The organism is Janthinobacterium sp. DSP2-3-3, from assembly GCF_049897325.1.
Classification (GTDB): domain Bacteria; phylum Pseudomonadota; class Gammaproteobacteria; order Burkholderiales; family Burkholderiaceae_D; genus Janthinobacterium.
The window spans coordinates 332,818-356,472 of sequence record NZ_JAFCWA010000002.1; the positions used below are offsets into that span (position 1 = coordinate 332,818).

The 23,655-nt window shown below is 65.5% G+C and carries 18 protein-coding genes; 16 read left to right on the forward strand and 2 right to left on the reverse strand.

Going from position 1 to position 23,655, the window contains the following annotated elements:
- Positions 1-9: 9 nt before the first annotated feature.
- Positions 10-633, reverse strand: a complete 624-nt coding sequence (locus ACP7DE_RS05510; RefSeq protein ID WP_426071132.1) for an XrtA/PEP-CTERM system exopolysaccharide export protein — start codon at positions 631-633, stop codon at positions 10-12.
- Positions 634-885: 252 nt separating this feature from the next.
- Between ACP7DE_RS05510 and ACP7DE_RS05515 the strand changes: the two genes are divergently transcribed.
- The 12 genes from ACP7DE_RS05515 to ACP7DE_RS05570 are packed head-to-tail and all read left to right on the forward strand — an operon-like array spanning position 886 to position 17,674.
- Entirely contained in the window at positions 886-2,415 is a 1,530-nt protein-coding gene (locus ACP7DE_RS05515; protein ID WP_426071133.1) for an XrtA system polysaccharide chain length determinant, read from the forward strand.
- A 20-nt stretch (positions 2,416-2,435) separates the two neighbouring features.
- The gene (locus ACP7DE_RS05520; RefSeq protein WP_426071134.1) at positions 2,436-3,302 is read left to right on the forward strand and encodes an XrtA-associated tyrosine autokinase; all 867 of its coding nucleotides are present in this window, start codon (positions 2,436-2,438) and stop codon (positions 3,300-3,302) included.
- Positions 3,286-4,827 (forward strand): TIGR03016 family PEP-CTERM system-associated outer membrane protein, encoded by a 1,542-nt coding sequence (locus ACP7DE_RS05525; RefSeq protein ID WP_426071135.1) that lies wholly within the window; start codon positions 3,286-3,288, stop codon positions 4,825-4,827. The genes ACP7DE_RS05520 and ACP7DE_RS05525 overlap by 17 nt, the downstream gene beginning before the upstream one ends.
- A gap of 12 nt (positions 4,828-4,839) precedes the next feature.
- A complete protein-coding gene (wecB, locus tag ACP7DE_RS05530) occupies positions 4,840-6,009 on the forward strand; it encodes a non-hydrolyzing UDP-N-acetylglucosamine 2-epimerase (RefSeq protein ID WP_426071136.1) in 1,170 nt (389 codons plus the stop codon).
- A complete protein-coding gene (locus ACP7DE_RS05535; protein WP_426071137.1) occupies positions 6,006-6,857 on the forward strand; it encodes an XrtA system polysaccharide deacetylase in 852 nt (283 codons plus the stop codon). The genes wecB and ACP7DE_RS05535 overlap by 4 nt, the downstream gene beginning before the upstream one ends.
- A complete protein-coding gene (locus tag ACP7DE_RS05540; protein WP_426071369.1) occupies positions 6,857-7,972 on the forward strand; it encodes a FemAB family XrtA/PEP-CTERM system-associated protein in 1,116 nt (371 codons plus the stop codon). The genes ACP7DE_RS05535 and ACP7DE_RS05540 overlap by 1 nt, the downstream gene beginning before the upstream one ends.
- Positions 7,973-7,974: 2 nt before the next feature.
- Positions 7,975-9,270, forward strand: coding sequence for a TIGR03087 family PEP-CTERM/XrtA system glycosyltransferase (locus tag ACP7DE_RS05545; protein WP_426071138.1), 1,296 nt, complete (start codon positions 7,975-7,977; stop codon positions 9,268-9,270).
- Complete coding sequence (xrtA, locus tag ACP7DE_RS05550) at positions 9,267-10,850, forward strand: exosortase A (RefSeq protein WP_426071139.1); 1,584 nt, start codon at positions 9,267-9,269, stop codon at positions 10,848-10,850. The genes ACP7DE_RS05545 and xrtA overlap by 4 nt, the downstream gene beginning before the upstream one ends.
- Positions 10,840-12,042, forward strand: a complete 1,203-nt coding sequence (locus tag ACP7DE_RS05555; RefSeq protein ID WP_426071140.1) for a TIGR03088 family PEP-CTERM/XrtA system glycosyltransferase — start codon at positions 10,840-10,842, stop codon at positions 12,040-12,042. Before xrtA ends, ACP7DE_RS05555 begins: the two co-directional genes overlap by 11 nt.
- A gap of 10 nt (positions 12,043-12,052) precedes the next feature.
- On the forward strand, positions 12,053-14,005 hold the full coding sequence (locus ACP7DE_RS05560) for an XrtA/PEP-CTERM system amidotransferase (protein ID WP_426071141.1): 1,953 nt from the start codon (positions 12,053-12,055) through the stop codon (positions 14,003-14,005).
- A 4-nt stretch (positions 14,006-14,009) separates the two neighbouring features.
- The gene (locus ACP7DE_RS05565) at positions 14,010-15,233 is read left to right on the forward strand and encodes a TIGR04063 family PEP-CTERM/XrtA system glycosyltransferase (RefSeq protein ID WP_426071142.1); all 1,224 of its coding nucleotides are present in this window, start codon (positions 14,010-14,012) and stop codon (positions 15,231-15,233) included.
- Positions 15,230-17,674 carry a glycosyltransferase gene (locus tag ACP7DE_RS05570; RefSeq protein WP_426071143.1) on the forward strand — a complete coding sequence of 815 codons (2,445 nt, stop codon included), beginning with the start codon at positions 15,230-15,232 and terminating at the stop codon, positions 17,672-17,674. Before ACP7DE_RS05565 ends, ACP7DE_RS05570 begins: the two co-directional genes overlap by 4 nt.
- Before the next feature lie 39 nt (positions 17,675-17,713).
- Here ACP7DE_RS05570 and ACP7DE_RS05575 read toward each other — a convergent pair whose 3' ends face one another.
- The gene (locus tag ACP7DE_RS05575) at positions 17,714-18,103 is read right to left on the reverse strand and encodes a hypothetical protein (protein WP_426071144.1); all 390 of its coding nucleotides are present in this window, start codon (positions 18,101-18,103) and stop codon (positions 17,714-17,716) included.
- A 541-nt stretch (positions 18,104-18,644) separates the two neighbouring features.
- Between ACP7DE_RS05575 and ACP7DE_RS05580 the strand changes: the two genes are divergently transcribed.
- The 4 genes from ACP7DE_RS05580 to ACP7DE_RS05595 all read left to right on the forward strand — a co-directional run bounded on the left by ACP7DE_RS05580 (position 18,645) and on the right by ACP7DE_RS05595 (position 23,637).
- Positions 18,645-19,682 (forward strand): zinc-dependent alcohol dehydrogenase, encoded by a 1,038-nt coding sequence (locus tag ACP7DE_RS05580; protein ID WP_426071145.1) that lies wholly within the window; start codon positions 18,645-18,647, stop codon positions 19,680-19,682.
- A gap of 82 nt (positions 19,683-19,764) precedes the next feature.
- Positions 19,765-20,493, forward strand: coding sequence for a hypothetical protein (locus ACP7DE_RS05585; protein ID WP_426071146.1), 729 nt, complete (start codon positions 19,765-19,767; stop codon positions 20,491-20,493).
- Between the two features lie 158 nt (positions 20,494-20,651).
- The gene (locus ACP7DE_RS05590; protein WP_426071147.1) at positions 20,652-22,601 is read left to right on the forward strand and encodes an FTR1 family protein; all 1,950 of its coding nucleotides are present in this window, start codon (positions 20,652-20,654) and stop codon (positions 22,599-22,601) included.
- 631 nt (positions 22,602-23,232) lie between these two features.
- On the forward strand, positions 23,233-23,637 hold the full coding sequence (locus ACP7DE_RS05595; RefSeq protein WP_426071148.1) for a ribonuclease domain-containing protein: 405 nt from the start codon (positions 23,233-23,235) through the stop codon (positions 23,635-23,637).
- Positions 23,638-23,655 lie beyond the last annotated feature (18 nt).

Sequence of the window (23,655 nt, forward strand, 5' to 3'; positions counted from 1 at the left end):
GGATCGCTACTAAAAGAAACTCTCCGGTATCAACAGCACGTCGCCCGGCCGCATCATGACGTTGGCGGAAATATCGCCATGCTTGAGCAGGTCATCCAGGCGCACGCCCAGCTGCTGCTGGCTACCTTCGCGCATGCGGATGATGCTGGCCTTGTTGCCAGCGGCAAAGTCAGTGATGCCGCCTACGGCGATGAGCACGTCCATCAGCGACATGCCCAGCCGGTACGGCAGCGCCTGCGGCTTGGCCGCCTCGCCGATGACCCGGATCTGCTCGCCGTACGGACCCGAGAAATTGGTGACGATGACCGTCACCACCGGTTGCTGGATAAACTTGCCCAAGGCTTGCTCGATGTCGCGCGCCAGCTGGGTCGAGGTCTTGCCGCTGGCGGCCAAATCCTCCACCAGCGGCGTGGTGATCTTGCCGTCCGGCCGTACGGCCACCGTCAGCGACACTTCCGGATTGCGCCAGACAATGATGTTGACGGAGTCGCCCGGGCCGATCAGGTAGTCGTGCATGGGCGCGCTGTCGTCGGCGGGAGCCAGCGGATAGCGTGTACGGCAGCCCCCCAGCAAGCTGGCGCCACCTGCCAGTACCAGTGTGTGGCATACAAATGCACGGCGAAACGGATTCATGCGGGGCCTCTTCGAGTCGATGGCGCGTCCATGGCCGGCCCCGCAGAACCAGCCTGGGCCGCGAACTTCCTATGATTATTAAAACCCGGCAAGTGAACCTTGAGGCGTATCAAGAAGCAATCATCTTGGGAAATCTTGCTCGACAGGGGCCCTATACTTTGCTTACTCAACAGGCAAGCATTTCTTGCAAGACGCCGTTGTCCGCGCCGCCCAGCCATCGACCGTGCAGCACCGTCACCAGAAGGAAGCGACATGGAGGAATTGATACAGCAACTGCTTTCCAGCCTGAAAGGCATCTGGAAGTACCGCTGGCATGCGGTGCTGGTGGCGTGGCTGGTGGCGATCGGCGGCTTCATCAAGGTGATCACCCTGCCCGACGACTTCCAGACGTCGGCGCGCGTGTTTGTCGATACGCAAACCATCCTCAAGCCGCTGTTGGCCGGAATGACCAGCGTGCCGAACACGGAACAGCAGGTAGCCATCATGAGCCGCACCCTGCTCAGCCGCCCGAACGTGGAGCGCGTCATGCGCATGGTCGACCTCGACCTGGATTCGAAGACCGTGCGCGAACACGAAGCCCGGCTCGATGAGCTGATGAGCCGCATCAAGATCACCGGCACCAACGCCTACGACATCTACACCATCAGCTATAGCGGGCGCGACCCGAAGCTGGTGCGCGACGTAGTGCAAAGCCTGCTGACCATCTTTGTCGAAGGCAGTTTCCAGGGTAAAAAGGGCGATTCGCAGAAAGCCGTGCAATTTATCGACGAGCAGATCAAGAATTACGAGGACAAGCTGAGCACGGCGGAAAACCTGGTGAAGGAATTCAAGATCCGCAACAACCTGCTGCTGCCGCGCCAGGGCATCGACTATGGCAGCCAGTTGCTGATGTCATCCGATAGCCTGAACAATGCCAAGCTGGAACTGGTCGAGGCGGAACAATCGCGCAAGGCCATCCTGAGCCAGATCGAGGGCGACGAGCCGGTGCTCGACCTGGAGCCGAACGCGTCGGCCATCACGAATCCGGAACTCGACGAGCGCATCGCCTCACTCAACAAGAACCTCGACAGTCTGCGCATGCAATTTACGGAGTTGCATCCCGACATCATCGCCTCGAAGCGCCTCATTGCCCAACTGGAAGAGCGCAAGATCGAGGAAAGCAAGCTGAAAACGGCGTCCGGCGACCCTGGCAAGAACTACAGCCCCATGCTGCAGCAGCTGAAGGTGGCGCTGACGGACGCGGACGCCAAGGTGGCCGCCATCCGCGCGCGCGTGCAGGAATACAACGCGCGCAATGAGCGCCTGCTGGCGCAAAGCAATGCCGTGCCTGAGGTGGAATCGCAGCTGGCGCAACTGAACCGCGACTACATCATCAACAAGGAAAACTATGAAAAGCTGATCGGCCGGCGCGAAGCGGCCAAGCTGTCGGGCGAACTCAGCTCCACCACCGAGATGATGGCCTTCAAGATCATCGACCCGCCTACGGTGCAATATGCGCCCGTCGGCCCGAACCGTCCGCTGCTGTTCAGCGCGGCGCTGGGCGCGGCCCTGGTAGCCGGCATCGCCACGGCCCTGCTGATCAGCCAGGTGCGTCCCACCTTCCTCAGCCCCGCCGAACTGCGCGATGCCACGGGCTTGAACGTGCTGGGCACGGTATCCATGAACTGGACGCCGCTGCAGCAGGTGCGCCGCCGCCGCGCCCGCTATGGCTTTACCGGCTGCCTTGGCAGCCTGTTCCTGCTGTACGGCGGGGTCATGACGGCTGCGCTGCTCAAATTTTAGACTATGCCACGGGAGCGACGATGACCAGCAAGGAGCGCAGCAGCAAGGACAGCGGCAGGCAGGAAGCCCTCATCCTGGGCGTCGCCGAAGCCCCCGTGCCGTACGCAGTTGACAGCGCCGATGGCGCAGACGGCGCGGACACCCTGGCGGCGGCCAGCAACCCCCAGTACCGCGCCCTGAACCTGGCCCGGCTGGCGGAGCAAGGCATGCTCACGCAGGAAGGCGGGCGCAGTTCGGTGGCCGAAGATTTCCGCATCATCAAGCGCCCGCTGCTACGCCAGGCGCGCGCCAGCGGCGCCGAGGCCATCCGCCACGGCAATTTGATCGTCGTCACCAGCGCCATGCCCGGCGAAGGCAAGACGTATTGCGCCGTCAACCTGGCCATGAGCATCGCCATGGAAATGGACATCACGGTGCTGCTGGTCGACGCCGACGTGGCGCGCCCGTCCGTGCTGAAAGTGCTGGGCCTGTCGCCCGAGCCGGGGCTGATGGACGTGCTGCTTGACCCGCAGTTGGCCATGGCGGACGTGATCTTGAAAACCAACGTGGCCAACCTGCGCATCCTGCCCGCCGGGCGCAGCAACAAGCATGCGACGGAATTGCTGGCCAGCCGGGCCATGAGCCGGCTGCTGGCCGAGATCGCCAACCGCTACGCTGACCGCGTCGTCGTCTTCGACTCGCCGCCCCTGCTGATCACCAGCGAAGCGCACGCGCTGGTGGGACAGATGGGCCAAGTGGTGATGGTGGTCGAGGCGGAAACGACGACCCAGCACGCGGTCAAGGAAGCGCTGCGCCAGATCGACTCATGCGAACACATACATTTGATCTACAACAAGACCAAATCGTTCCCCGGCAACGACTACTACGGCTATGGCTATTACGACTAGCCGCCGGGTTTCGCTACCGCTGGCGCTGCCGCCGTTGCTGCCGTTGCTATCTTTGCTGCTGCCCATGCCGGCCTTTGCTGTCGACTGGCTGGTGAAACCCTCGCTGCGCCAGCGTGTAAGCTATACGGACAATGCGCTGCGCGCGCCGCCCGGCAAGGCGCAATCGGACTTCATCACGGAAATCGCGCCCGCCATCGCCCTCATCGGCACGGGGCCGCGCCTGCGCGTGCACCTCGATTACAGCTGGCACAAATTCCTCTCGGGGCAGCGCGGCAATAGCGATAACCACGACTTGCGCGCCGCAGCCGACGCCGAACTGGTGCAGGACTGGTGCTTCATCGATGCGAACACCAGCGTGAGCCGGCGCAATATCTCGCCGTTCGGCCCGCAACTGATAGCCGAGCTGCCTGACACGGACAATGCCAGCACGGTGCGCACCACCGGCATCAGCCCCTACTTGCGGCACCGCTTCCGCGGCCTGGCCACGGCCGAGCTGCGCTACACGCGCAATACGGTCGACAGCGGCGAATTGCTGTCCGTCCACAGCGATGAAATGGAATTGCTGCTCAGCGGCGAGCCGCGCGGCAGCGGCTGGACCTGGAACGCCAGTCACGACCTGCGCCGCACGCAGGACAGCAAGCTGGCGCCCGTGCGCATGCAGCGCAGCAGCGTGGGCCTGCGCTATCCGTTCGGCAGAAAATGGGCGGCCACGGCCAGCGGCGGCATGGAAAAGGAAGGCTATATGTCGAGCACCGGCAAAGCGCCGGCAGGCCGTTTCTGGTCGTTGGGCGGCGTGTGGACGCCGTCGCCGCGCACCAGCGTGGCCTTCAGCACGGGCAAGCGTTTTTTTGGCAACACCTACAGCCTGGATGCCACATTCCTGCAGCGCCATACCAACTGGCAACTGAGCTACAGCGAAAACATCACTACCCTGCCCACGCAGTTTTCGCGCCTGAGCGACCGCGACGCGGGCCAGTTGCTCGATCAGTTATGGCGCGGCATGTTTCCCAATGCGCGCGACAGACGCTTGCGCATTGCTGCTTTCCTGCGTTACGCCAACAGGCTGGGGCCGGAACAGGGCGCCATCAATTACTTCAGCCACCGCTATTTCCTGCAAAAACAGCTGCAGCTGACGATGGCGCGCGCCACGGAAAAAAGCACGATGGTCGTCGGCGTCACGGCCGTCGACCGCACGGCGCAAACGGCCAGCGGCATCGAGAGCGCCCTGCTGCCCGGCATGGAGTTCGGCAGCGAAGACCGCACGCGCCAGATCGGCAGCAACCTGGGCTGGAGCTGGCAAGCCAGTGCGCGCACCAGCATGCATGTCGATGCCGGCTACGCCAGCGTGCGCTCGCTGAGCGTGCCGCGGCGCGACAACAATATCACCGTGACGGCCGGCTACACGCGCATCTTGCAGCCGAACATGACGGCCAGCATCGACGTGCGGCACGTGCGGCACACCAGCAACCGGGGCGGCGACTACCGCGAAAACGGCGTCAGCGCCACGCTCACCATGCAATTCTAAGGAGGCCGCAGCATGTCCAGCCTGTCCCATCGTTCGCTTCCGTCCGGCGCGCCGGCACACCTGCTGTGCGTGGTAGCCGCGCGCCCCAACCTCATGAAAATGGCCCCCATCCTGGCCGCCCTGGCCCGCCAAGTGCCTGCCGTGCGCGTGACCTTGCTGCATACCGGCCAGCATTACGACATGGCCATGAATGGCCAGCTGTTTGCCGACCTGGACCTGCGCGCGCCCGACATCGCCCTCGACGTCGGCTCCGGCAATCACGCGCAGCAGACGGCCGAAATCATGCGCCGCTTCGATGCCGTGCTCGACGCCCATCCGCCGCTGGCGCCCGACGCCGTGCTGGTGGTGGGCGACGTCAATTCCACGCTGGCTTGCGCACTGGCGGCGGCCAAGCGGGCCATCCCCGTGATCCATGTCGAAGCGGGCTTGCGCAGCGGCGACCGGCACATGCCCGAGGAAATCAACCGCGTGCTGACGGATCATTTGGCTAGCCTGCTGCTGACGAGCGAGGAAGGCGCGCGCGCCAACCTGTTGCGCGAAGGCATCGCCGCCGAGCGCATCCACTTCACCGGCAACGTCATGATCGACAGCCTGCGGCAGCAGCTGCCGCGCGCAGTAAAGCCCGCCACCACCCTGCGCGCCCACGGCCACGCCTGCCCGGCCGTGTATGGCCTCGTGACCCTGCACCGGCCATCGAACGTGGATGACGCGGTGCAGCTGGAAGCGCTGCTGCAGGCGCTGGGGCAACTGTCATGCCAGCTGCCGCTGCTGTTTCCCATCCATCCGCGTACCTTGGCCGGCCTGCGCCTGGCGGGCCTGGAACCATTGCTGGCGCGGCATGCCATCATCTGCCTGCCGCCGCTGGGCTACTTGGAAATGCTGGGCCTGATGCAGGGGGCGCGGCTGGTGCTGACCGATTCGGGCGGCATCCAGGAAGAAAGCACGGCCCTGGGCGTGCCCTGCTTGACCCTGCGCGACAATACGGAGCGGCCCGTCACCATCAGCGAGGGCACGAATACCCTGGCCGGCACGGACCCGGCCGCCATTCTGGCGCTGGCGCGCGCCACCCTGGAGACGGGCGGCAAGCGGGGCCGCATTCCACCACTCTGGGATGGCCACGCAGCTACGCGCATCGCCGCCGTCATTGCGCCCTGGCTGGCGGCGTGCCGGGGCACGCCATGACGCCGCCGGCAATGCTACGCAATGCCCTGACCATCGACGTGGAAGACTATTTCCAGGTGTCCGCCTTCGCGCCGCACATCGCGCGCGCCGACTGGCCGCGCCTGGAATGCCGCATCGAGGCGAACATCGAGCGCATCCTGCTGCTGCTGGAAGAGCGCCGCATCCACGCCACCTTTTTTACCTTAGGCTGGATCGCCGAGCGCTATCCTGCCATGCTGCGCCGCGTGGTCGGCGCCGGGCATGAAGTGGCCAGCCACGGCTATGCGCACCTGCGCGCCTGCGACCAGTCGGTGGCGCAGTTCGCCGACGATGTGCGCCGCAGCAAGACCATCCTGGAGCAATTGACGGGGCTGGCCGTGCACGGCTACCGGGCGCCCAGCTTTTCCATCGGCGCGGCCAATCTGTGGGCCTTCGACGTGCTGCAGGAGGCGGGCTACCGCTACAGTTCCAGCATCTACCCGATCCGCCACGACCATTATGGCATGCCGGATGCTCCCCGCTTCGCCTGGCGTCCACGGGGGCCGCACGGCGTGCTGGAACTGCCCGTCAGCACCGTGCGCCTGCGCGGACGCAACGTGCCGGCCGGCGGCGGCGGCTATTTTCGCTTGATGCCATATGGACTGTCGCGCTGGCTTTTGCGACGCATCAATTCGCGCGACGGGCAAGCTGGCATATTCTATTTTCATCCTTGGGAACTCGATCCCGGCCAGCCGCGCCCGCCCGGCCTGAGCGCGAAGACGCGCTTTCGCCACTACCTGAACCTGGGGCGCATGGAAGCGCGGCTGGCGCGCCTGACGCGCGACTTCACCTGGGACCGCATGGACCGTATTTTTCTGGAAAGCACATGATGCACGAGGCCAGCCTTCCTCCCGACCCGGCGTCGTCCAGCGCCACCATTGCCGTGCGCTCGCTGCAGGCGCGCGAGCATGCGCGCTGGAATGCCTTTGTCGAGGCCTGTCCCGAGGCCACCTTCTTTCACCGCGCCGGCTGGCAAACCATCATGGAACAAGGTTTCCGCCACGACAGCCATTTCCTGTACGCGGAACAGGACGGGCGCATCGCCGGCGTGCTGCCGCTGGCGCATGTGCGCAGCCGTTTGTTCGGCTCGTCCCTCGTCTCGCTGCCGTTTTGCGTGTACGGCGGCATCGCCGGCGGCAGTGCGGCCGTCCGGCTGGCCCTCGACGGCGCCGCACAGGCCCTGGCGCGGCGCCTCGGCGTGGGACACCTGGAGTACCGCTGGCGCGAAATGGACGAAAATGCGTCGCTAAATGCGTCGCTAAATGCGCCGGAAAGCGCGGATACGTCCTGGCTGAAAAACCCCCTGTACGCAACCTTCCGCCGCCCCCTCCACCCCGATGCCGAACAGAATCTGCTGGCGATACCCCGCAAGCAGCGCGCCGTCGTGCGCAAGGCCATGGCGGCCGGCCTGCACAGCGCCATCGAGCATGGCCTCGAACGCTTTTATCCGATCTACGCGGCCAGCGTGCGCCGGCTGGGCACGCCCGTCTTCGCGCGCCGCCATTTTGCCCTGCTGCGCACGGTCTTCGGCACCGATTGCGAGATCCTCACCGTGTATTACGGCCAGCAGGCGCAGGCCAGCGTGCTGCTATTCTATTTCCGCGATGAAGTGCTGCCGTATTACGGCGGCGGCACGCCGCTGGCGCGCAGCACGGGTGCCAACGACTTCATGTACTGGGAAGCGATGCGCCGCGCCTGCGAACGCGGTTACCGCCTGTTCGATTTCGGCCGCAGCAAGCTGGGCACGGGCGCCTTCGACTTCAAGAAGAACTGGGGTTTTACGCCGCAGCCGCTGCCGTATGCCTACCAACTGGTGCGCGCCACGGCCTTGCCGGAAGTCAACCCGCTCAATCCCAAGTACGCGCTGTTCATCCGCGCCTGGCGCCGCCTGCCGCTACCGCTGGCCAACCTGCTGGGGCCGCATATCGTGCGGCAACTGGGCTGAGCATGCGTGAACTTTTATTCCTCACCCACCGCCTGCCGTATCCGCCCAACAAGGGCGACAAGATACGCTCGTGGCACATGCTGCAGTACCTGAGCCGGCATTTCCGCGTGCACCTCGGTTGCTTCATCGACGATGACGACGACTGGCAACATGCGAAAACCGTGGCCGCCCTGTGCGCCAGCACGCGCTTCATCGACTTGCGGCGCGGCGCGGCCCGCTGGCGCGCCATGCAGGCGCTGCTATCGCGGCAAGCCATGAGCGTGCATTACTACCGCGATGCACGCCTGCTGCAATGGGTCGATGGCCTGCTATCAGGCGGCAGGGTGCGCCACGCGCTGGCCTTTTCCGGGCCCATGGCGCAATACATCGACGGCAGCGCAGGCCGCGCTTTGCACCGCGTGATCGATTTCGTCGATGTCGATTCCGACAAATGGCGCCAGTACGGCGACAGCAAGCCCTGGCCCATGTCGCTGCTGTACCGGCGCGAAGCGCAGCTGCTGCTGCAGTATGAGCGCCATATCGCCCAGCAGTTCACGGCCGCCAGCTTCGTCTCGCCGGCCGAAGCGGCCCTGTTCCGCCAGTGCGCGCCGATGGCGCGGCGCAAGACGGGCCATGTCAATAATGGCGTCGACACGGCGTATTTCTCGCCCATGCCGGGCCAGCCCGGCGTGTATCCACCGGGCGTGCAGGCGCTGGTGTTTACGGGCGCCATGGATTACTGGCCAAATATCGACGCCGTGCAATGGTTCGTGCGCCACGTCTGGCCCGCGCTGCGGCGCCAATTTCCCCAGTTGCAGTTCTATATCGTCGGTAGCGCGCCCGTGTCCGCCGTGACGGCGCTGGCCAGGGTAGCCGGCGTGGTGGTGACGGGCAAGGTGCCTGACATCCGGCCCTACCTGGCCGGCGCGACGCTGGCCGTGGCGCCCCTGCGCATCGCCCGCGGGGTGCAAAACAAGGTGCTTGAAGCGATGGCGATGGGCAAGATCGTGCTGGCCACGCCGCAGGCGCTGGAAGGCATCACCGCCCAGCCGGGCCTGGAACTGCTGCTGGCGCGCGACGACGCCGAATTCATCCACCATGCCGCGCGCGTGCTGCGCAACGCGCAGAGCGGTGCGGCCGAAGGGAGTGGCGCTGCCATCGGCGCGGCGGCGCGTCAGCTGGTCTTGCAGGATTACGACTGGGAACGCAATCTGCGCAGCCTGGGCACCATGCTGGGCCTGCCTGCCGAGGCGGATGCGGCTGGCAGCGGCAGCGCCGCCGCCGCGCCGACACAGCCCGTAGGGGAGATATCCACATGAGCCTATTGCTCGACCCGGCGGCACGCTTGCAGGACGCAGCCGTCCTGCCGCCTGGCGCACAGCGGCGCCAGGCCGCCATGGCGGCCCTGCTGCTGGTCCTGGCCGCCATCGTGCTGCTGTACCACGCCACTTTCTGGTCGATGGTGGAATTGTGGGCCCGCTCGCAGACGTTCGCGCATGGTTTCCTGATCGTTCCCATCAGTTGCTGGCTGGCCTGGCGTCAGCGCGCGCGCCTGACCGCGCTGGCGCCCCAGCCATCGCGCCAAGGCTTGCTGCTGCTGGGGGCGCTGGGCCTGGCCTGGTTGCTGGCCGACGCCGCCCATGTGCCGGTGGTGGAACAATATGCAGCCACGGCCATGCTGCCCGCCTGCGTGCTGGCCATCTTCGGCTGGCCGGCCGTGCGCCTGCTGGCCTTTCCACTGGCGTATCTGTTTCTCGCCGTGCCGTTTGGCGAAGTCTTCCTGGAACCCCTGATCGACTTTACGGCCGCATTCACGGTGACCGCGCTGCAATGGACGGGCGTGCCCGTGTTTCGCGATGGTAGCCATTTTTCGCTGCCGACGGGGAATTGGTCGGTGGTGGAAGCGTGCAGCGGCTTGCGCTACCTGATTGCCGCGCTGGCCCTGGGCGCCCTGTTCGCCCACGTCAACTTCCACAGCACACGGCGGCGCCTGGCCGTCATGGTCGCCGCCCTGCTGGTGCCCATCCTGGCCAATGGCGTGCGCGCCTACTTGATCGTGATGCTGGGGCACTTGAGCAATATGCGCCTGGCCGTGGGCGTTGACCACCTGATCTATGGCTGGCTGTTCTTCGGCGTGGTGGTGCTGCTACTGTTCTGGCTGGCAGCGCGCTGGCGCGAATTGCCGCTGGCGCGCGCCGCCTTACCGCCCGTGTCCCCTGGCGCCAGCATGGCCGGCATGCGCGCCGCCATCCGCGCCAGCGTGGCCTGCCTCCTAATGGCATCGCTGTGGCCGGCGCTGGCGCTGGCCAGTCACCGGCACGACGGCGCCGCGATGCCAGCGACCGTGCTGGCCTTGCCCGATCCGCCCGCCTGGCGGCGTCTGCACGAGGCGGCGCCGGGCGGGCAGATCTGGCAGGCGCCATATGCGGGCGCGCCCGCGCGGTTTGCCGCCACGTATGCGCGCCAGGACGGCGATGGCGCCCCCGTGGGCTTGCAGCTGCACTGGTATGCGCGCCAAGCGCGCGATGCCGAACTGCTGACGCACCAGACCTTGCCGTATGGCGCGCGCTGGATGCCGCTGGCGCATCGCGTGCAGCATGTCAGCCTGGCCAGCGGCGCCCCGGACGTGCGCGAAAGCGTGCTGGGACACGGCAGCGAACGCTTGCTGGTGTGGCGCGTCTACCGCCAAGGCGGCATCGTCACGGCCCGGCCCGTGCTGGTGAAACTGCTGCTGGCGCAAGCCAAGCTGCTGGGCATGCGCCAGGATGGCGCCGACATCATCGTCTTTGCCGCCTACGACGAGCTGGCGCCGCCACCGCGCGCGCGCCTGCAAGCCTTCCTGCGGGCAGCAATGCCCGTCATCGAACGACGCTTGCAGGAGTTGCCGCATGGCCCTTGACACCGATACTGGCAGCACACGGGAGGCCAGCAGCGCCCCGCTGATCGTGCACGTGATCCACCAGCTCGACGTGGGCGGGCTGGAAAACGGCCTGGTGAACCTGATCAACCATTTGCCGCCGGAGCGTTACCGGCACACCATCGTCTGCCTGAAGAACGCCACCGCGTTTCGCCAGCGCCTGACCACGCCGGGTGTCGATGTCATCAGCCTGGACAAGCGCGAAGGCAAGGACTGGCGCCACTATCTGCGCCTGTACCGCGTACTGAAACAGCTGCGCCCGGCACTCGTGCATACGCGCAACCTGGGCTGCCTCGAAGCGCAACTGCTGGCCTGCCTGGCCGGCGTGCGCCTGCGCGTGCATGGCGAACACGGGCGCGACATGAGCGACTTGCACGGCACCCGCCGTAAATACCGGCTGCTGCGCAAATGCATGCTGCCCCTGGTGCAGCACTTCATCGCCGTCAGCGCCGACCTGGGAGAATGGCTGGTGAACGCCATCGGCGCGGCGCCCGCGCAGGTGTCGCACATCGGCAATGGCGTCGACAGCGTGCAATTCCATCCGCGTCTGGGCCCGCCGGCTGCCGTGGGGCCGTCCGGCTTCCTGTGCAACGGCACCTTCGTCATCGGCAGCGTGGGCCGCATGGCGGCCGTCAAGGACCATATCTCGCTGGTGCAAGCGTTCCTGCTGCTGCTGGCGCAGCCAGGCGCCCGCGCGCGCCTGCGCCTGATCATCGTGGGCGACGGACCGTGCCGCCAAACATGCCTGACCTTGCTGCAGCAGGCTGGCGTGGCCCATCTTGCCTGGCTGCCCGGCGCACGCGACGACGTGGCGCAGCTGCTGCGCGCCATGGACCTGTTCGTGCTGCCCTCGCTGGCCGAAGGCAGCTCGAACACCATCCTCGAAGCGATGGCGACGGGGCTGCCCATCGTGGCCACGCAGGTGGGCGGCAACGCGGAACTGGTGCAGTCGGGCTGGAGCGGCACCCTGGTGCCGTCCGGTTCGCCCGAGATGCTGGCCGACGCCATGCTCGATTACTACAGCATGCCCGAACTGGGTCCCCGCCACGGCGCGCGCGGGCGGCGCCAGGTGCTGGCCGAGCACAGCCTGCCCGCCATGGCCGGCGCCTACCTGGCCGTGTACGACCGCCTGACGGGCGCGCGCCAGCCCTCTCCCCTGTCCACCACTCCCTGAAAGGCCTCCCATGTGCGGCATCAGCGGCATCTTTGATTTGCAGGGCCAGCGCGACATCGACGTGCTGCTGCTGGCGCGCATGAACCACAGCCTGCGCCACCGGGGACCGGACGAAGGGGGGGTGCACCGCGAACCGGGACTGGGGCTGGCGCACCGGCGCCTGTCCGTGATCGACCTGGCCAGCGGCCAGCAGCCGTTGTTCAACGCCGACCGCAGCATCGCCATCGTCTTCAATGGCGAAATCTACAATTACCGCAGCCTGATGGCCGAACTGCGCCAGTTCGGCCATCAGTTCCGCACCAGCAGCGACACGGAAGTCATTGTCCACGCCTGGGAACAATGGGGAGAACACTGCGTGCAGCGCCTGCGCGGCATGTTCGCCTTCGCCCTGTGGGACCGTCGCCGCCATCTGCTGTTCCTGGCACGCGACCGCCTCGGCGTGAAACCGCTGTACTACGGCGAGGCGCAGGACGGCACCCTGCTGTTCGGCTCCGAATTGAAAGCCCTGCTCGCGCATCCGGCCATGCCGCGCGCGCTCGACCCGCTGGCCGTGGAAGAGTATTTCGCCTACGGCTACGTGCCCGAGCCGCGCAGCATCTTCCAGCACGCGCGCAAGCTGCCGCCCGGGCATACCCTCTGCATCCGCGCGGGCCAGCCGCTGCCTGCGCCGCAATCGTACTGGGATATTCCGTTCACGCCGAATCGGCCCGCCAGCGAGGTGCAGGCGGCCGACGAACTGCTGGCGCGCCTGCGTGAAGCGGTGCGCATCCGCATGGTGGCCGAAGTGCCGCTGGGCGCCTTTTTGTCGGGCGGCGTCGATTCCAGCGCCGTCGTGGCGCTGATGGCAGGAGCCAGCGCCACGCCCGTCAACACCTGCTCCATCTCGTTCGGCGACCCGGCGTACAACGAAGCGCACTACGCCGACCTGGTGGCGCGCCGTTACGCCACGGCGCACCACGCGCGCCAGGTGGAGCAGGACGACTTCGAGCTGATCGACCTGCTGGCCAATCTGTACGACGAACCGTTCGCCGACAGTTCCGCCATGCCCACCTACCGCGTCTGCCAACTGGCGCGCCAGCGCGTCACGGTGGCCCTGTCGGGCGACGGCGGCGATGAAAGCCTGGCCGGCTACCGGCGCTACCGCCTGCACATGCGCGAAGAAAAAGTGCGCAAGGCGATGGACCCATTGCTGCCGGCCGGCCTGCGCCAGTCGCTGTTCGGCACCCTGGGGCGGCTGTACCCGAAGGCCGATTGGGCACCCCGCTTCCTCCGCGCCAAGACCACCTTCGAGGGCCTGGCGCGCGACACGACGGACGCGTATTTTCACGGCGTCAGCCTGCTGGGCGACGCCATGCGCGCGCGTTTGTTCAGCCCCGAGCTGCGGCGCAGCCTGCACGGCTACCGCGCCGTGGAAGTGCTGCGCCGGCACGCGCTGGCCAGCCCCGCGCAAGACCCGCTGTCGCAAGTGCAGTACCTCGACTTGAAAACCTACCTGCCCGGCGACATCCTGACCAAGGTGGACCGGGCCAGCATGGCGCATGCGCTGGAAGTGCGTTCACCCCTGCTCGACCATGAACTGGTGGCGTGGATGTCCGGCCTGCCGCCGCAATTCAAGCTGCGGCGCGGGGAAGGCAAGTACCTGCTGAAAAAAGCCCTGCGCCCGCTGCTGCCGGACACGCTGCTGTACCGCCAGAAGATGGGCTTTTCGGTGCCGCTGGCCGACTGGCTGCGCGGCCCGCTGCGCCAGCGGCTGCAACAGCGTCTGCTGGGTCCTACCCTGGCGCAGTGCGGCCTGTTCGACATGGACTACGTGCGCCTGCTGCTCGATCAACATGCGAGCGGACGACGCGACTACAGCGCGCCGCTGTGGTCGCTGCTGATGTTCGAGGCCTTCCTGCGCCAGGTGCTGCCCGTTGATGGCCGCACGGCGCCGGCGCAAGTGCCGGCCATGGCAGTGGAGTAAGGCCATGCGCATCCTGCACATCCTCGACCATTCGCTGCCCCTGCACAGCGGCTACACCTTTCGCACCCTGGCCATCCTGCGGCAACAGCGCGCGCTGGGCTGGCACACCATGCAGCTCACCAGTGCCAAGCAGGGGCCGGCCGATGGCGCGCAGCAGCTGGTCGACGGCTGGCATTTCTACCGCACGGCGCCCAATGCACGCTGGTGGGCGCGCCTGCCCGTGCTGCGGCAGGTGGCCGTCATCATCGGCCTGGCCGTGCGCCTGCGCCGGCTGGCGCAGCGGCTCGAACCGGACATCCTGCATGCGCATTCGCCCGCCCTGAACGCCATCGCCGCCCTCAACGCAGGACGCGCGCTGGGCATCCCCGTCGTGTATGAAGTGCGCGCCTTCTGGGAAGACGCGGCCGCCGACCATGGCAGCAGCCGCCCCGGCGGCTTGCGCTACCGGCTCACGCGTGCGCTGGAAAGCTATGCGCTGCGCCGCGCCGACGCCGTCACTACCATCTGCGACGGCTTGCGGCGCGAGCTGTGCGCGCGCGGCGTGCCCGCGCATAAAATCACGGTGATCCCGAACGCCGTCGACGCCGGGGCCTTCGATGCCGTTCCCGATCCCGCGCTGGCGCACAGCCTGGGTCTGGATGGCCGTCCTGTCATCGGCTTCATCGGCTCCTTCTATGCCTACGAGGGACTGGCCCTGCTGCTGCGCGCCATGCCGCGCCTGCTGGCGACGCAGCCGGCGCTGCGGCTGCTGCTGGCCGGCGGCGGCCCGCAGGAAACGGCGCTGCGCGCGCTGGCGGCGCAATTGGGTATCGAGTCCGCCGTAGTCTTCACGGGCAGAGTGCCGCATGCGCAGGTGGCAGCCTATTATCAGCTGGTCGACATCTGCGTGTATCCGCGCCTGCCCATGCGCCTGACGGAACTGGTGACGCCCTTGAAACCGCTCGAAGCGATGGCGCAGGGCCGCCTCGTGGTGGCGTCCGACGTGGGCGGACACCGCGAACTGGTCGACCATGGCAAGACGGGCATGCTGTTTCGCGCCGGCGACGCCGATGCGCTGGCGCAAACGATACTGGCCCTGCTGCTGGCGCCCGCCAGCTGGCCGGCGCTGCGGCGCCAGGCGCGCGCGTTTGTCGAGACGGAGCGCAGCTGGAGCGCCAGCGTGGGCCGCTACGCGCCCGTGTATGCGCGCGTGGCGGCGGCACGCAGGGCGGCGGGAGCGGCGCCATGATCTTCTCGGGCCTGCGCATCGCGCTGGTCGGCCCGCTGCCGCCGCCGGCCGGCGGCATGGCCAATCAGACGCAGCAACTGGCGCGCAAGCTGCGCGACGATGGCGCGCAAGTGCAGCTGCTGGCCGTCAACGGCCCCGTGCCGCCGCCCTGGCTGGCGCGCATCCGCTACCTGCGCGCGGCGCTGCGCCTGCCCGTGTACCTGTGGCGCCTGTGGCGCACGGCCGATACGGTCGACCTGTTCCACATCATGGCCAATTCCGGCTGGTCCTGGCATCTGCACGCGGCACCGGCATTGTGGATCGCCAGCCTGAAAGGCAAGCCGACCCTGCTCAATTACCGGGGCGGCGAAGCGGCCGTTTTTTTCGCCCGCGCGCCGCGCCTGGTGGCGTTCAGCCTGCGCCGCGCCAGCGCCATCGTCGTGCCTTCGGCCTACCTGGCCGGCATCTTCGAGCAATATGGCCATACGGCCCACATCGTGCCGAACGTGGTGGACTTGCAGCGCTTTAGGCCGTCCACACCTGCCATACCGCGCGCGCGATCCGCCAATGGTCCGTGCATTCTCGTGGCGCGCCACCTGGAAAGCCTGTACGACAACGCCAGCGCCGTGCGCGCCTTTGCCCTCGTGCGCCAGGCCTTTCCCACGGCGCGCCTGGTGCTGGCCGGCGGCGGACCGCAGCGCGCGGCGCTGACGCGCCTGGCCAGGTCGCTCGGCGTGATGGATGGCATGCGCTTCGCCGGCCCTGTCGACAACGCCGCCATGCCGGCGCTGTACCAGGCCAGCGACATCGTCCTCAATCCCAGCCTGGCCGACAACATGCCCATTTCCGTGCTCGAAGCGCTGGCCTGCGGCGTGCCGGTCGTCAGCACCAACGTGGGCGGCATCCCAACCCTGCTGCAAGACGGCGTGACGGCGCTGCTGGTGCCGCCCGGCGAGCCGGCCTCCATGGCGCAGGCCATCCTGGCGCTGCTGCGCGACCCGCCGCGCGCACAAGCACTGGTAGACGCGGGCCTGGCGCACGCCGCCACTTTCGGCTGGCCCGGCATTGCGCCCAGCCTGGCCGCGCATTACCGGCGCATCCGCGCCGCGCCGCGCCCCGGCGCCTACACGCGCTGCGTCGCCCGCTGGCTGTTTCCTCTGCATGAATGGTTCAAGGGCCACCACAGCGCGCGCCTGCTGCGCCGGCTGGAACGCTCGCAGTGGTGGAGCGCGCCGCAGTTGCAGCAGTGGCAGTTGGCGCGCCTGCGCGCGCTGCTGCGCCACGCGGGCGAGCACGTACCGCATTACCGCGCGCTGTTCGCCCGCAGCGGTTTCGACCCGGGACAAGTACGGCAACTGGCCGATTTGTCCCGCCTGCCGCTGCTGCGCAAGCGCGATATTGCAAGTGCGCGCGACAGTTTCAAGTCCGCCCGCGCCGTGGGCTTGCGCCCGTTCGCCACGGGCGGCTCCAGCGGCGAGCCGCTGCAGTTTTTCCTCGGCCGGCGGCGCGTCAGCCACGACATCGCCGCCAAGTGGCGCGCCACGCGCTGGTGGGGCGTCGACATCGGCGACCGCGAAGCCGTGCTATGGGGTTCGCCCATCGAGCTGCAGGCGCAAGACCTCCTGCGCCGCCTGCGCGATGCGCTGCTGCGCAGCACCCTGCTGCCCGCCTTTGCCATGTCGCCGGCGCGCCTCGATGGCTATGTCAGGCAGTTGCGCCGCTGGCGTCCGCGCATGCTGTTCGGCTATCCGTCGGCCCTGTGCCGCATCGCCAGCCATGCCAGCGCGCGCGACCTGCCGCTCGACGGCCTGGGCGTGAAAGTGGCGTTCGTCACGGCCGAACGCCTGTACGACGAGCAGCGCGCGCAGATCGCCGCCGCCTTCGGCTGCCCCGTGGCCAACGGCTACGGCGGGCGCGACGCGGGCTTCATCGCCCACGAATGCCCGGACGGCGGCATGCACATCACGGCCGAAGACGTCATTGTGGAAATCGTCGATGGTCAAGGCCAGCCGCTGCCCTTTGGTGCCACAGGAGAGATCGTCGTTACCCATTTGGCCACGCGGGACTATCCGTTCATCCGCTACGCCACGGGCGACGTGGGCGCGCTGGGCACGCAAGCGTGCTCCTGCGGACGCGGTTTGCCCCTGCTGCATAAGATCGAAGGGCGCAGCACGGATTTCCTCACGGCCGTCGATGGCACCGTCATGCACGGCCTGGCGCTCGTCTACATCGTGCGCGAATTGCCGCAGGTGCGCAGCTTCAAGATCATCCAGGAAAGCCTGCTGCGCACCCGCGTGCAGCTGGTCTGCCTGCCGCGTCTGGACGATGTCACCCGCAGCGCCATCGTGACCGGCTTTCAGGCCAGGCTGGGCGCGCAGGTCGACATCGCCATCGAGGAAGTCGACGAGATCGCGGCGGAGGCGTCGGGCAAATACCGCTATGTGGTGAGTGAGGTGGCGTAGGCGGGCAGCACAATGAATAAAATCCGCCCGACCGGGGGCTTAAGTGCCCATGTCCAAGAGGGAGGGTATATGCCAAACTGGCAGGTACTCGTGCCGACCTACGAAGAATGAGAAGACAGCATGGATTGCCGGCGATGAGGCAAAGGCTAACAACACATACCAGGCGAACTCACTGCCTTGCATGCGCAACGCCAGCGGAGGAAGCTCAAGTGTCACGACAGCCGGGACGCCATAGTAGAGCGGCCATGGAAACCCGACGATCGCGCCGAATTTGGCAAAGCACATGCCGACAACGACGATGACGAAAGCAATGCTGCCAGTGAGGCTGGCTTTCGGCGTAACCGGCCTGGCGCGTAAAGTCCAGCGCAGGATGCCGATGAATACGACCAATGAAACCGCAATAAAGACGACAAAACGTATTGGTGGCATGTTGATTCCTTCAAGGCCTTATTCAGTCGATGCCATGGGGACTACGCGGGTCTTGACAGTTAGAATCCAGATTCGACAATAATGACAGGGCAAACGTCTGCTGAAAAACATCAAAATTTTCTGACATGATCTCTTTCTTTATCTTGTATTTTCGTGAATAAAACTGCATGCCGACGAGTAGAAACGGCATTAAGTTTTTTTCAGCGTGTTCGTCTGATTTATTTTTCTCGCCAGGATGAATACAGAGACATTTCATTATCTTTCAGGCGTTCCAATTTGCTTAGTATTAAATAGGGCACATTTATTTAAAACGTCATCCGGGGGGGATAGTGGCGAAGGAGGCTGTTCTTGAAGTTCGGATATTTAGGTAACGTGCGCTCATACATTGATATAGATCAATCAATTTTCGAATCGCATGCAGCAGAATGTGATCATTCGCAAGTCTCTGTTGACCAGACTATGGTAGAGCGCCTGGCTGGCGCATGCCTTGCCATCAGCCCGGCACCCTGCACTACGCATGACCCACTTCATAAGGAATAACATGACACCCACTACAATGAAAGCCGCAGTTGTCGAGCAACTGGGGCAGCCCCTGGTGCTGCGCGAGGTTCCCATGCCGGTTCCCGGCCCTGGCCAGATCCTGGTCAAGACCGAAGCGTGCGGCGTATGTCACACTGACTTGCATGCGGCGCGCGGGGACTGGCCTGTCAAGCCGACGCCGCCGTTCATTCCCGGCCACGAGGGCATCGGACTGGTGGTGGCCATGGGCACGGGCGTGACCGAGGTGCAACTGGGCGACCGCGTCGGCGTACCCTGGCTCTACTCGGCTTGCGGCCATTGCGAACATTGCCTGGCAGCCTGGGAAACCGTGTGCGCCGAGGCGCAGTTCGGCGGCTACACCAAGAATGGCGGTTTCGCCGAATACATCCTGGCCGACCCGCGCTACGTCGCGCACATTCCGGCCGGGCTGTCCGCCGTGCAGGCGGCGCCCATCATCTGCGCCGGCGTGACCAGTTACAAGGGCATCAAGGAAACGGGGGCGCGGCCGGGCCAGTGGCTGGTCGTCTCCGGCATCGGCGGACTGGGCCACCTGGCCGTCGAATATGCGCTGGCCATGGGCTTGCGCGTGGCGGCTGTCGACATCGATGAAGGCAAGCTGGAACACGCACGTGCCCTGGGCGCCGAAGTGACCATCAATGCCCGCCAGGGCGATCCCGTTGCGGCCCTGCGTGTAGCGACCGGTGGCGGGGCGCACGGCGTGCTGATCACGGCGCCGTCGCTCGACGCCTTCCAGCAAGGCGTGGCGATGACGCGCAAGCGCGGCACCTGCGTGCTGGTGGGTTTGCCGCCGGGTGACTTCCCGACGCCGCTGTTCGACGTGGTCGCCAATTGCGTGACGATACGCGGCTCCTTCGTCGGCACGCGCCAGGACATGGCCGAGGCGCTTGCCTTTGCCGCCAACGGCAAGGTCAAGGCCGGCGTGGAATTGCAGCCGCTGTCGGCCATCAATGAGATCTTCAGCCGCCTGGAGCAAGGCAAGGTTGCCTCGCGCGTCGTGCTCGATTTCAGCAGTAACTGATCAGTACTCAGGCCAGGCGGTGTATCCGTGCGACGGCAAGGAATTGCCGTTGCTATGATGGCATATCATAAAGGACACACTGATGAAAACCTCCCATTTTTCCTCCCGCTTTTCTTCCCTCTCTTGCCTGCTGGCCTGCGCCGCCCTGGCCTGGCCGCTTGCTGCCAGCGCGGCCGACCAGGCCGCGTCCTCCCTGCCCGGACACTATTACCTGCAAGGCGTCATGGAAACGGGCTCCGAACTGCTGTTGAAAAAGGACGGCACTTTCGAATGGATGCTCAGTTACGGCAATACTGACGAGCAAGCCAGCGGCGCGTGGCGCGTTGCCGGCGACACGGTGACCCTGGTGACGGGCAACGACGGCAAGGAGCCGCAGTTTCGCGTGTTCGAGGAAGAGGAAATGCGCATCCAGAAAGCCGCCGAAGCGGGCCTGTGGGTGGCCATCGTCGGCTTCCCCCGGCTGGGGCCGATGGCTGGCGTGGAAGTGAAGTTCGAGGCGCAAAGCGGCAAGACAGCCACGGCTGTGAGCGTGGCGAATGGCGACGCCATCGTCTCCATGCCGGCATCGGAACGCTGGGTACGCGCCGGCTTGCGCCGCCAGGGCGCGAAGGCCGACTATCAATGGCTGGCCGTGCCACCCGCGCGCGCGCAGGAACGCATCGCCGCGTTCGCCGTCACCGACAGCCAGTGGCTGCGGGGTCAGGCGTTCCAGAAGCTGGTCTTGCGCGTTGTCAAGGGTGGCTTGCAAGTGGACGACACGGACAGCGGATTGGCCAGAGGCCTGTACGCGAAACCGGCATCGAAGCAGTAGCCTTCCTCCCTCCTCGTTCCATTTTGCAGGTACGCTGCCCTGGTCAAGAAGATTGGCCAGGGCAACGCTGTTTGCGCCCATGCGCACCCGTGCGCCGTTGACACCCTGCACCGTCTGTCCTATAGTCGCCGGGTTAACGATAAATGAGAATGAGAATCATGTTCAACTCTATGAAGAAATGGCTAGTGTGCTATCCGCTCGTGGCCGCCAGCCTCAGCCTGTTACTGGCCGGCGGCGCGCAAGCGCAAGTGGCCGACCAGGGCGCTGGCGCCAAGCAGCTGTGGCAATTGATTGACTACGTTGCCGTCGATTACAGCGGCGCCGTCGAGCACGGCAAGGTGGTCAGCGCGGCCGAATACGCGGAAATGCTCGATTTTACCGACAACGCGACGACGCAGATCGCCGCCCTGCCCGCCCACGCTTCGAAGGCGGCGATTGCCGCCGCCATCGCCGAATTGCGCGCGGCCGTCGTCGTCAAGGCGGACGGCATGGAAGTCAAGCGCCTGGCGCACCACGCGAACGGCTTGCTGATTGCCGCGTATCCGATTCCCGTGGCGCCCAAAGTATTACCCAAGCTGGCGCGCGGTGCGGCCCTGTATGCGGCCCAGTGCGCTTCTTGCCATGGCGTGACCGGTGGCGGCGACGGTCCGCTGGCGGCCAGCCTGGAACCGAAACCAATCGCCTTCACGGATGGTGATCGGGCGCAGTCGCGCAGCGTGATGGCGCTGTACCAAGTCATTTCGCAAGGCGTGGCCGGCACCTCGATGGCCAGTTTTGGCCAGCTGTCCGAAAACGAACGCTGGGACCTGGCCTTTTTTGTGGGCGGCATGTCGCACGACGCGGCGGCGCGCGCGCACGGTGAAAAGCTGTGGCAAGACGATGCACGGGCCAAGAAGCTGTACGCGGACCTGGCTGCCGTGACGACCCTGACACAGGAAGCGGCGGCAGCCAAGCTGGGCGCGGACGAGGCGCAAGCCTTGACGGCGTACTTGCGCAGCCATCCGGACAAGGCCGAGGCGCACAAGCCGGCGGGCCTGGCCCTGTCGCGTTTGCGCCTGGCGGAAAGCCTGGCCGCCGTGCACGCGGGCGACCGCGCGGCCGCTACGCGCCTGGGTCTGTCGGCCTACCTGGACGGCTTCGAGCCGATCGAGCCGATGGTCGGCGCGCGCAACAAATCGCTGCTGCTGGCCTTGGAAAACGCCATGCTGGCTTACCGTTCCGCCGTTGCCAAAGGCACGGTAGCCGACGCCGAGGCGGCGGGAGAAAAACTGCAGCAACTGTTTAGCCATGTGGAAGCGGAGCTGGGCGACGCCAAGGCCGAACCGATGACGACCTTTATCGGCGCCCTGACGATCTTGCTGCGCGAAGGCGTGGAAGCGCTGCTGATCGTGATCGGCATCATCGCCTTCCTGCGCAAGGCCAAGCGCAACGACGTATTGCCCTACGTACATGCTGGCTGGGCCAGCGCGCTGGTGGCGGGCGGCCTGACGTGGGTGGCAGCAACGTATCTGGTGACTATCAGCGGCGCCAGCCGGGAAGTGAGCGAAGGGCTCGGTTCCGTGTTTGCGGCGCTGGTCCTGCTCAGCGTGGGCTTGTGGATGCACCAGAAGAGCAGCGCCGGACGCTGGCAGGAATATCTGCACGAGAAACTCACGGCAGCGATGTCGCGCCGCTCCGCCTGGGGCTTGTTTGCCCTGGCCTTCATCGCCGTCTACCGCGAAGTCTTTGAAACCGTGCTGTTCTATTCCGCCCTGGCGGCGGACGGCAATGGCGGCGCCTTGCTGGGCGGCTTCTTGGTGGCCATCGTGCTGCTGGTGGTGATCGCCTGGGCCTTGCTGCGCACCAGCGCCCGCATGCCGATCGGAAAATTCTTCTCGCTGACCTCCGCTTTCGTGGCCTTGCTGGCCGTGATACTGATGGGTAAAGGCGTGGCCGCGCTGCAAGAAGCGGGCTGGGTGGGTGTGACTCCCGTCGATTTCATGCGCATTGATCTCTTGGGCATCCTGCCCACGGCAGAAACCTTGCTGGCGCAGGCGGCCATCCTGGCCATCATCGCCGCCGGCTATGGCTGGAACCGCGTTTCCGCAGGCAAGCGCAAGCCGGCCTGAGCCTGATACTGGCCCCTTGAAACGGCCGGTACGGGCGTTTCCGCCAGCCCCCGATCGCTGCAGACAGCCATTGGGGGCTGTTGCATTGGGGCGGCCTAGCGCGACATTTCGGCTGTCGATTTAATGTGCTTGTGTACTTTCAATCCTGCAGCCAGGTTTCCCCACCAGCATGTCGCGTAGCAACTGGTGTCAGAAGTTAATGATTGACGATGAATACATTCATCATTCAGGATTTCATATACTCGACAAAAGAATATCGGGAAAGCGATAGGCACAAACTGGCTCGCTTGTTGCCCATAACTGCGACATGGCCTGACGAATTGCCAATCACGAAAACTCTAACATTGTCACGTTAATGTGCTTGACTATGTGATTTCTCTGCGCGCCTTGCCCTGCATTTATTTCGCGCAGCATGACACCATCCATATGCGCACCATTTGGTCGACATCCCGCCCATTTCTCCGAAGAAGACATAAAATTATTTATCGGCACGTGACAATTGGATAGTTATATTTTCAAAAATTTAACTATATTCAGCATTGCAGAGATTGCACCGGTCACCCGAACACCGGCCGCATACCGTATCAACAGAAGCCTATCCGTTAAACGCACCGCCAACGAAAGCTGATCGATGAAAGTTCAACGCGCAACAATATGGTCGCTGGGTCTTGTTATCGCAGGCGCCCTGTTTTCTTCCCATGCCTATGCGGCGAAGATCCCTGACTGCGGCAAAAGGGAACCGAGCAAAACCCTGCCTACCCCGAAAAATAGCGAATATGACGCCTACCGCAACGCCAAGGCGAGCGCGGTGGCGGGTGGTGCGGGCAATACCGTATTCAATAATAATGAAAAGCGCCTCCCGCCTGTCGGCAAGGACGAAGTTTATTATGAATACTATTTGGGTATCGGCGGCGACGGCGGCGCGGGTTCGCATCGTGCGGTATTGCTTGTGCAGACTCCGGCGGGCAAACGCAAGTTGGTGGAACGCTACTATACGCAGGACCACTATACGTCCTTCTGCAGCCTGAAAAGCTAGCCCTTCTTTTTCCAATTC

Excerpts from the sequence above, each read along its gene's own strand:
- ACP7DE_RS05585 (WP_426071146.1), top strand. The coding sequence starts at position 19,765 with ATGAAAACCTCCCATTTTTCCTCCCGCTTTTCTTCCCTCTCTTGCCTG.
- xrtA (WP_426071139.1), top strand. The coding sequence starts at position 9,267 with ATGAGCCTATTGCTCGACCCGGCGGCACGCTTGCAGGACGCAGCCGTC.
- ACP7DE_RS05540 (WP_426071369.1), top strand. The coding sequence starts at position 6,857 with ATGCACGAGGCCAGCCTTCCTCCCGACCCGGCGTCGTCCAGCGCCACC.
- ACP7DE_RS05580 (WP_426071145.1), top strand. The coding sequence starts at position 18,645 with ATGACACCCACTACAATGAAAGCCGCAGTTGTCGAGCAACTGGGGCAG.
- ACP7DE_RS05570 (WP_426071143.1), top strand. The coding sequence starts at position 15,230 with ATGATCTTCTCGGGCCTGCGCATCGCGCTGGTCGGCCCGCTGCCGCCG.
- ACP7DE_RS05520 (WP_426071134.1), top strand. The coding sequence starts at position 2,436 with ATGACCAGCAAGGAGCGCAGCAGCAAGGACAGCGGCAGGCAGGAAGCC.
- ACP7DE_RS05525 (WP_426071135.1), top strand. The coding sequence starts at position 3,286 with ATGGCTATTACGACTAGCCGCCGGGTTTCGCTACCGCTGGCGCTGCCG.
- ACP7DE_RS05565 (WP_426071142.1), top strand. The coding sequence starts at position 14,010 with ATGCGCATCCTGCACATCCTCGACCATTCGCTGCCCCTGCACAGCGGC.
- wecB (WP_426071136.1), top strand. The coding sequence starts at position 4,840 with ATGTCCAGCCTGTCCCATCGTTCGCTTCCGTCCGGCGCGCCGGCACAC.
- ACP7DE_RS05545 (WP_426071138.1), top strand. The coding sequence starts at position 7,975 with ATGCGTGAACTTTTATTCCTCACCCACCGCCTGCCGTATCCGCCCAAC.
- ACP7DE_RS05590 (WP_426071147.1), top strand. The coding sequence starts at position 20,652 with ATGTTCAACTCTATGAAGAAATGGCTAGTGTGCTATCCGCTCGTGGCC.
- ACP7DE_RS05560 (WP_426071141.1), top strand. The coding sequence starts at position 12,053 with ATGTGCGGCATCAGCGGCATCTTTGATTTGCAGGGCCAGCGCGACATC.
- ACP7DE_RS05595 (WP_426071148.1), top strand. The coding sequence starts at position 23,233 with ATGAAAGTTCAACGCGCAACAATATGGTCGCTGGGTCTTGTTATCGCA.
- ACP7DE_RS05515 (WP_426071133.1), top strand. The coding sequence starts at position 886 with ATGGAGGAATTGATACAGCAACTGCTTTCCAGCCTGAAAGGCATCTGG.
- ACP7DE_RS05555 (WP_426071140.1), top strand. The coding sequence starts at position 10,840 with ATGGCCCTTGACACCGATACTGGCAGCACACGGGAGGCCAGCAGCGCC.
- ACP7DE_RS05535 (WP_426071137.1), top strand. The coding sequence starts at position 6,006 with ATGACGCCGCCGGCAATGCTACGCAATGCCCTGACCATCGACGTGGAA.
- ACP7DE_RS05575 (WP_426071144.1), bottom strand. The coding sequence starts at position 18,103 with ATGCCACCAATACGTTTTGTCGTCTTTATTGCGGTTTCATTGGTCGTA.
- ACP7DE_RS05510 (WP_426071132.1), bottom strand. The coding sequence starts at position 633 with ATGAATCCGTTTCGCCGTGCATTTGTATGCCACACACTGGTACTGGCA.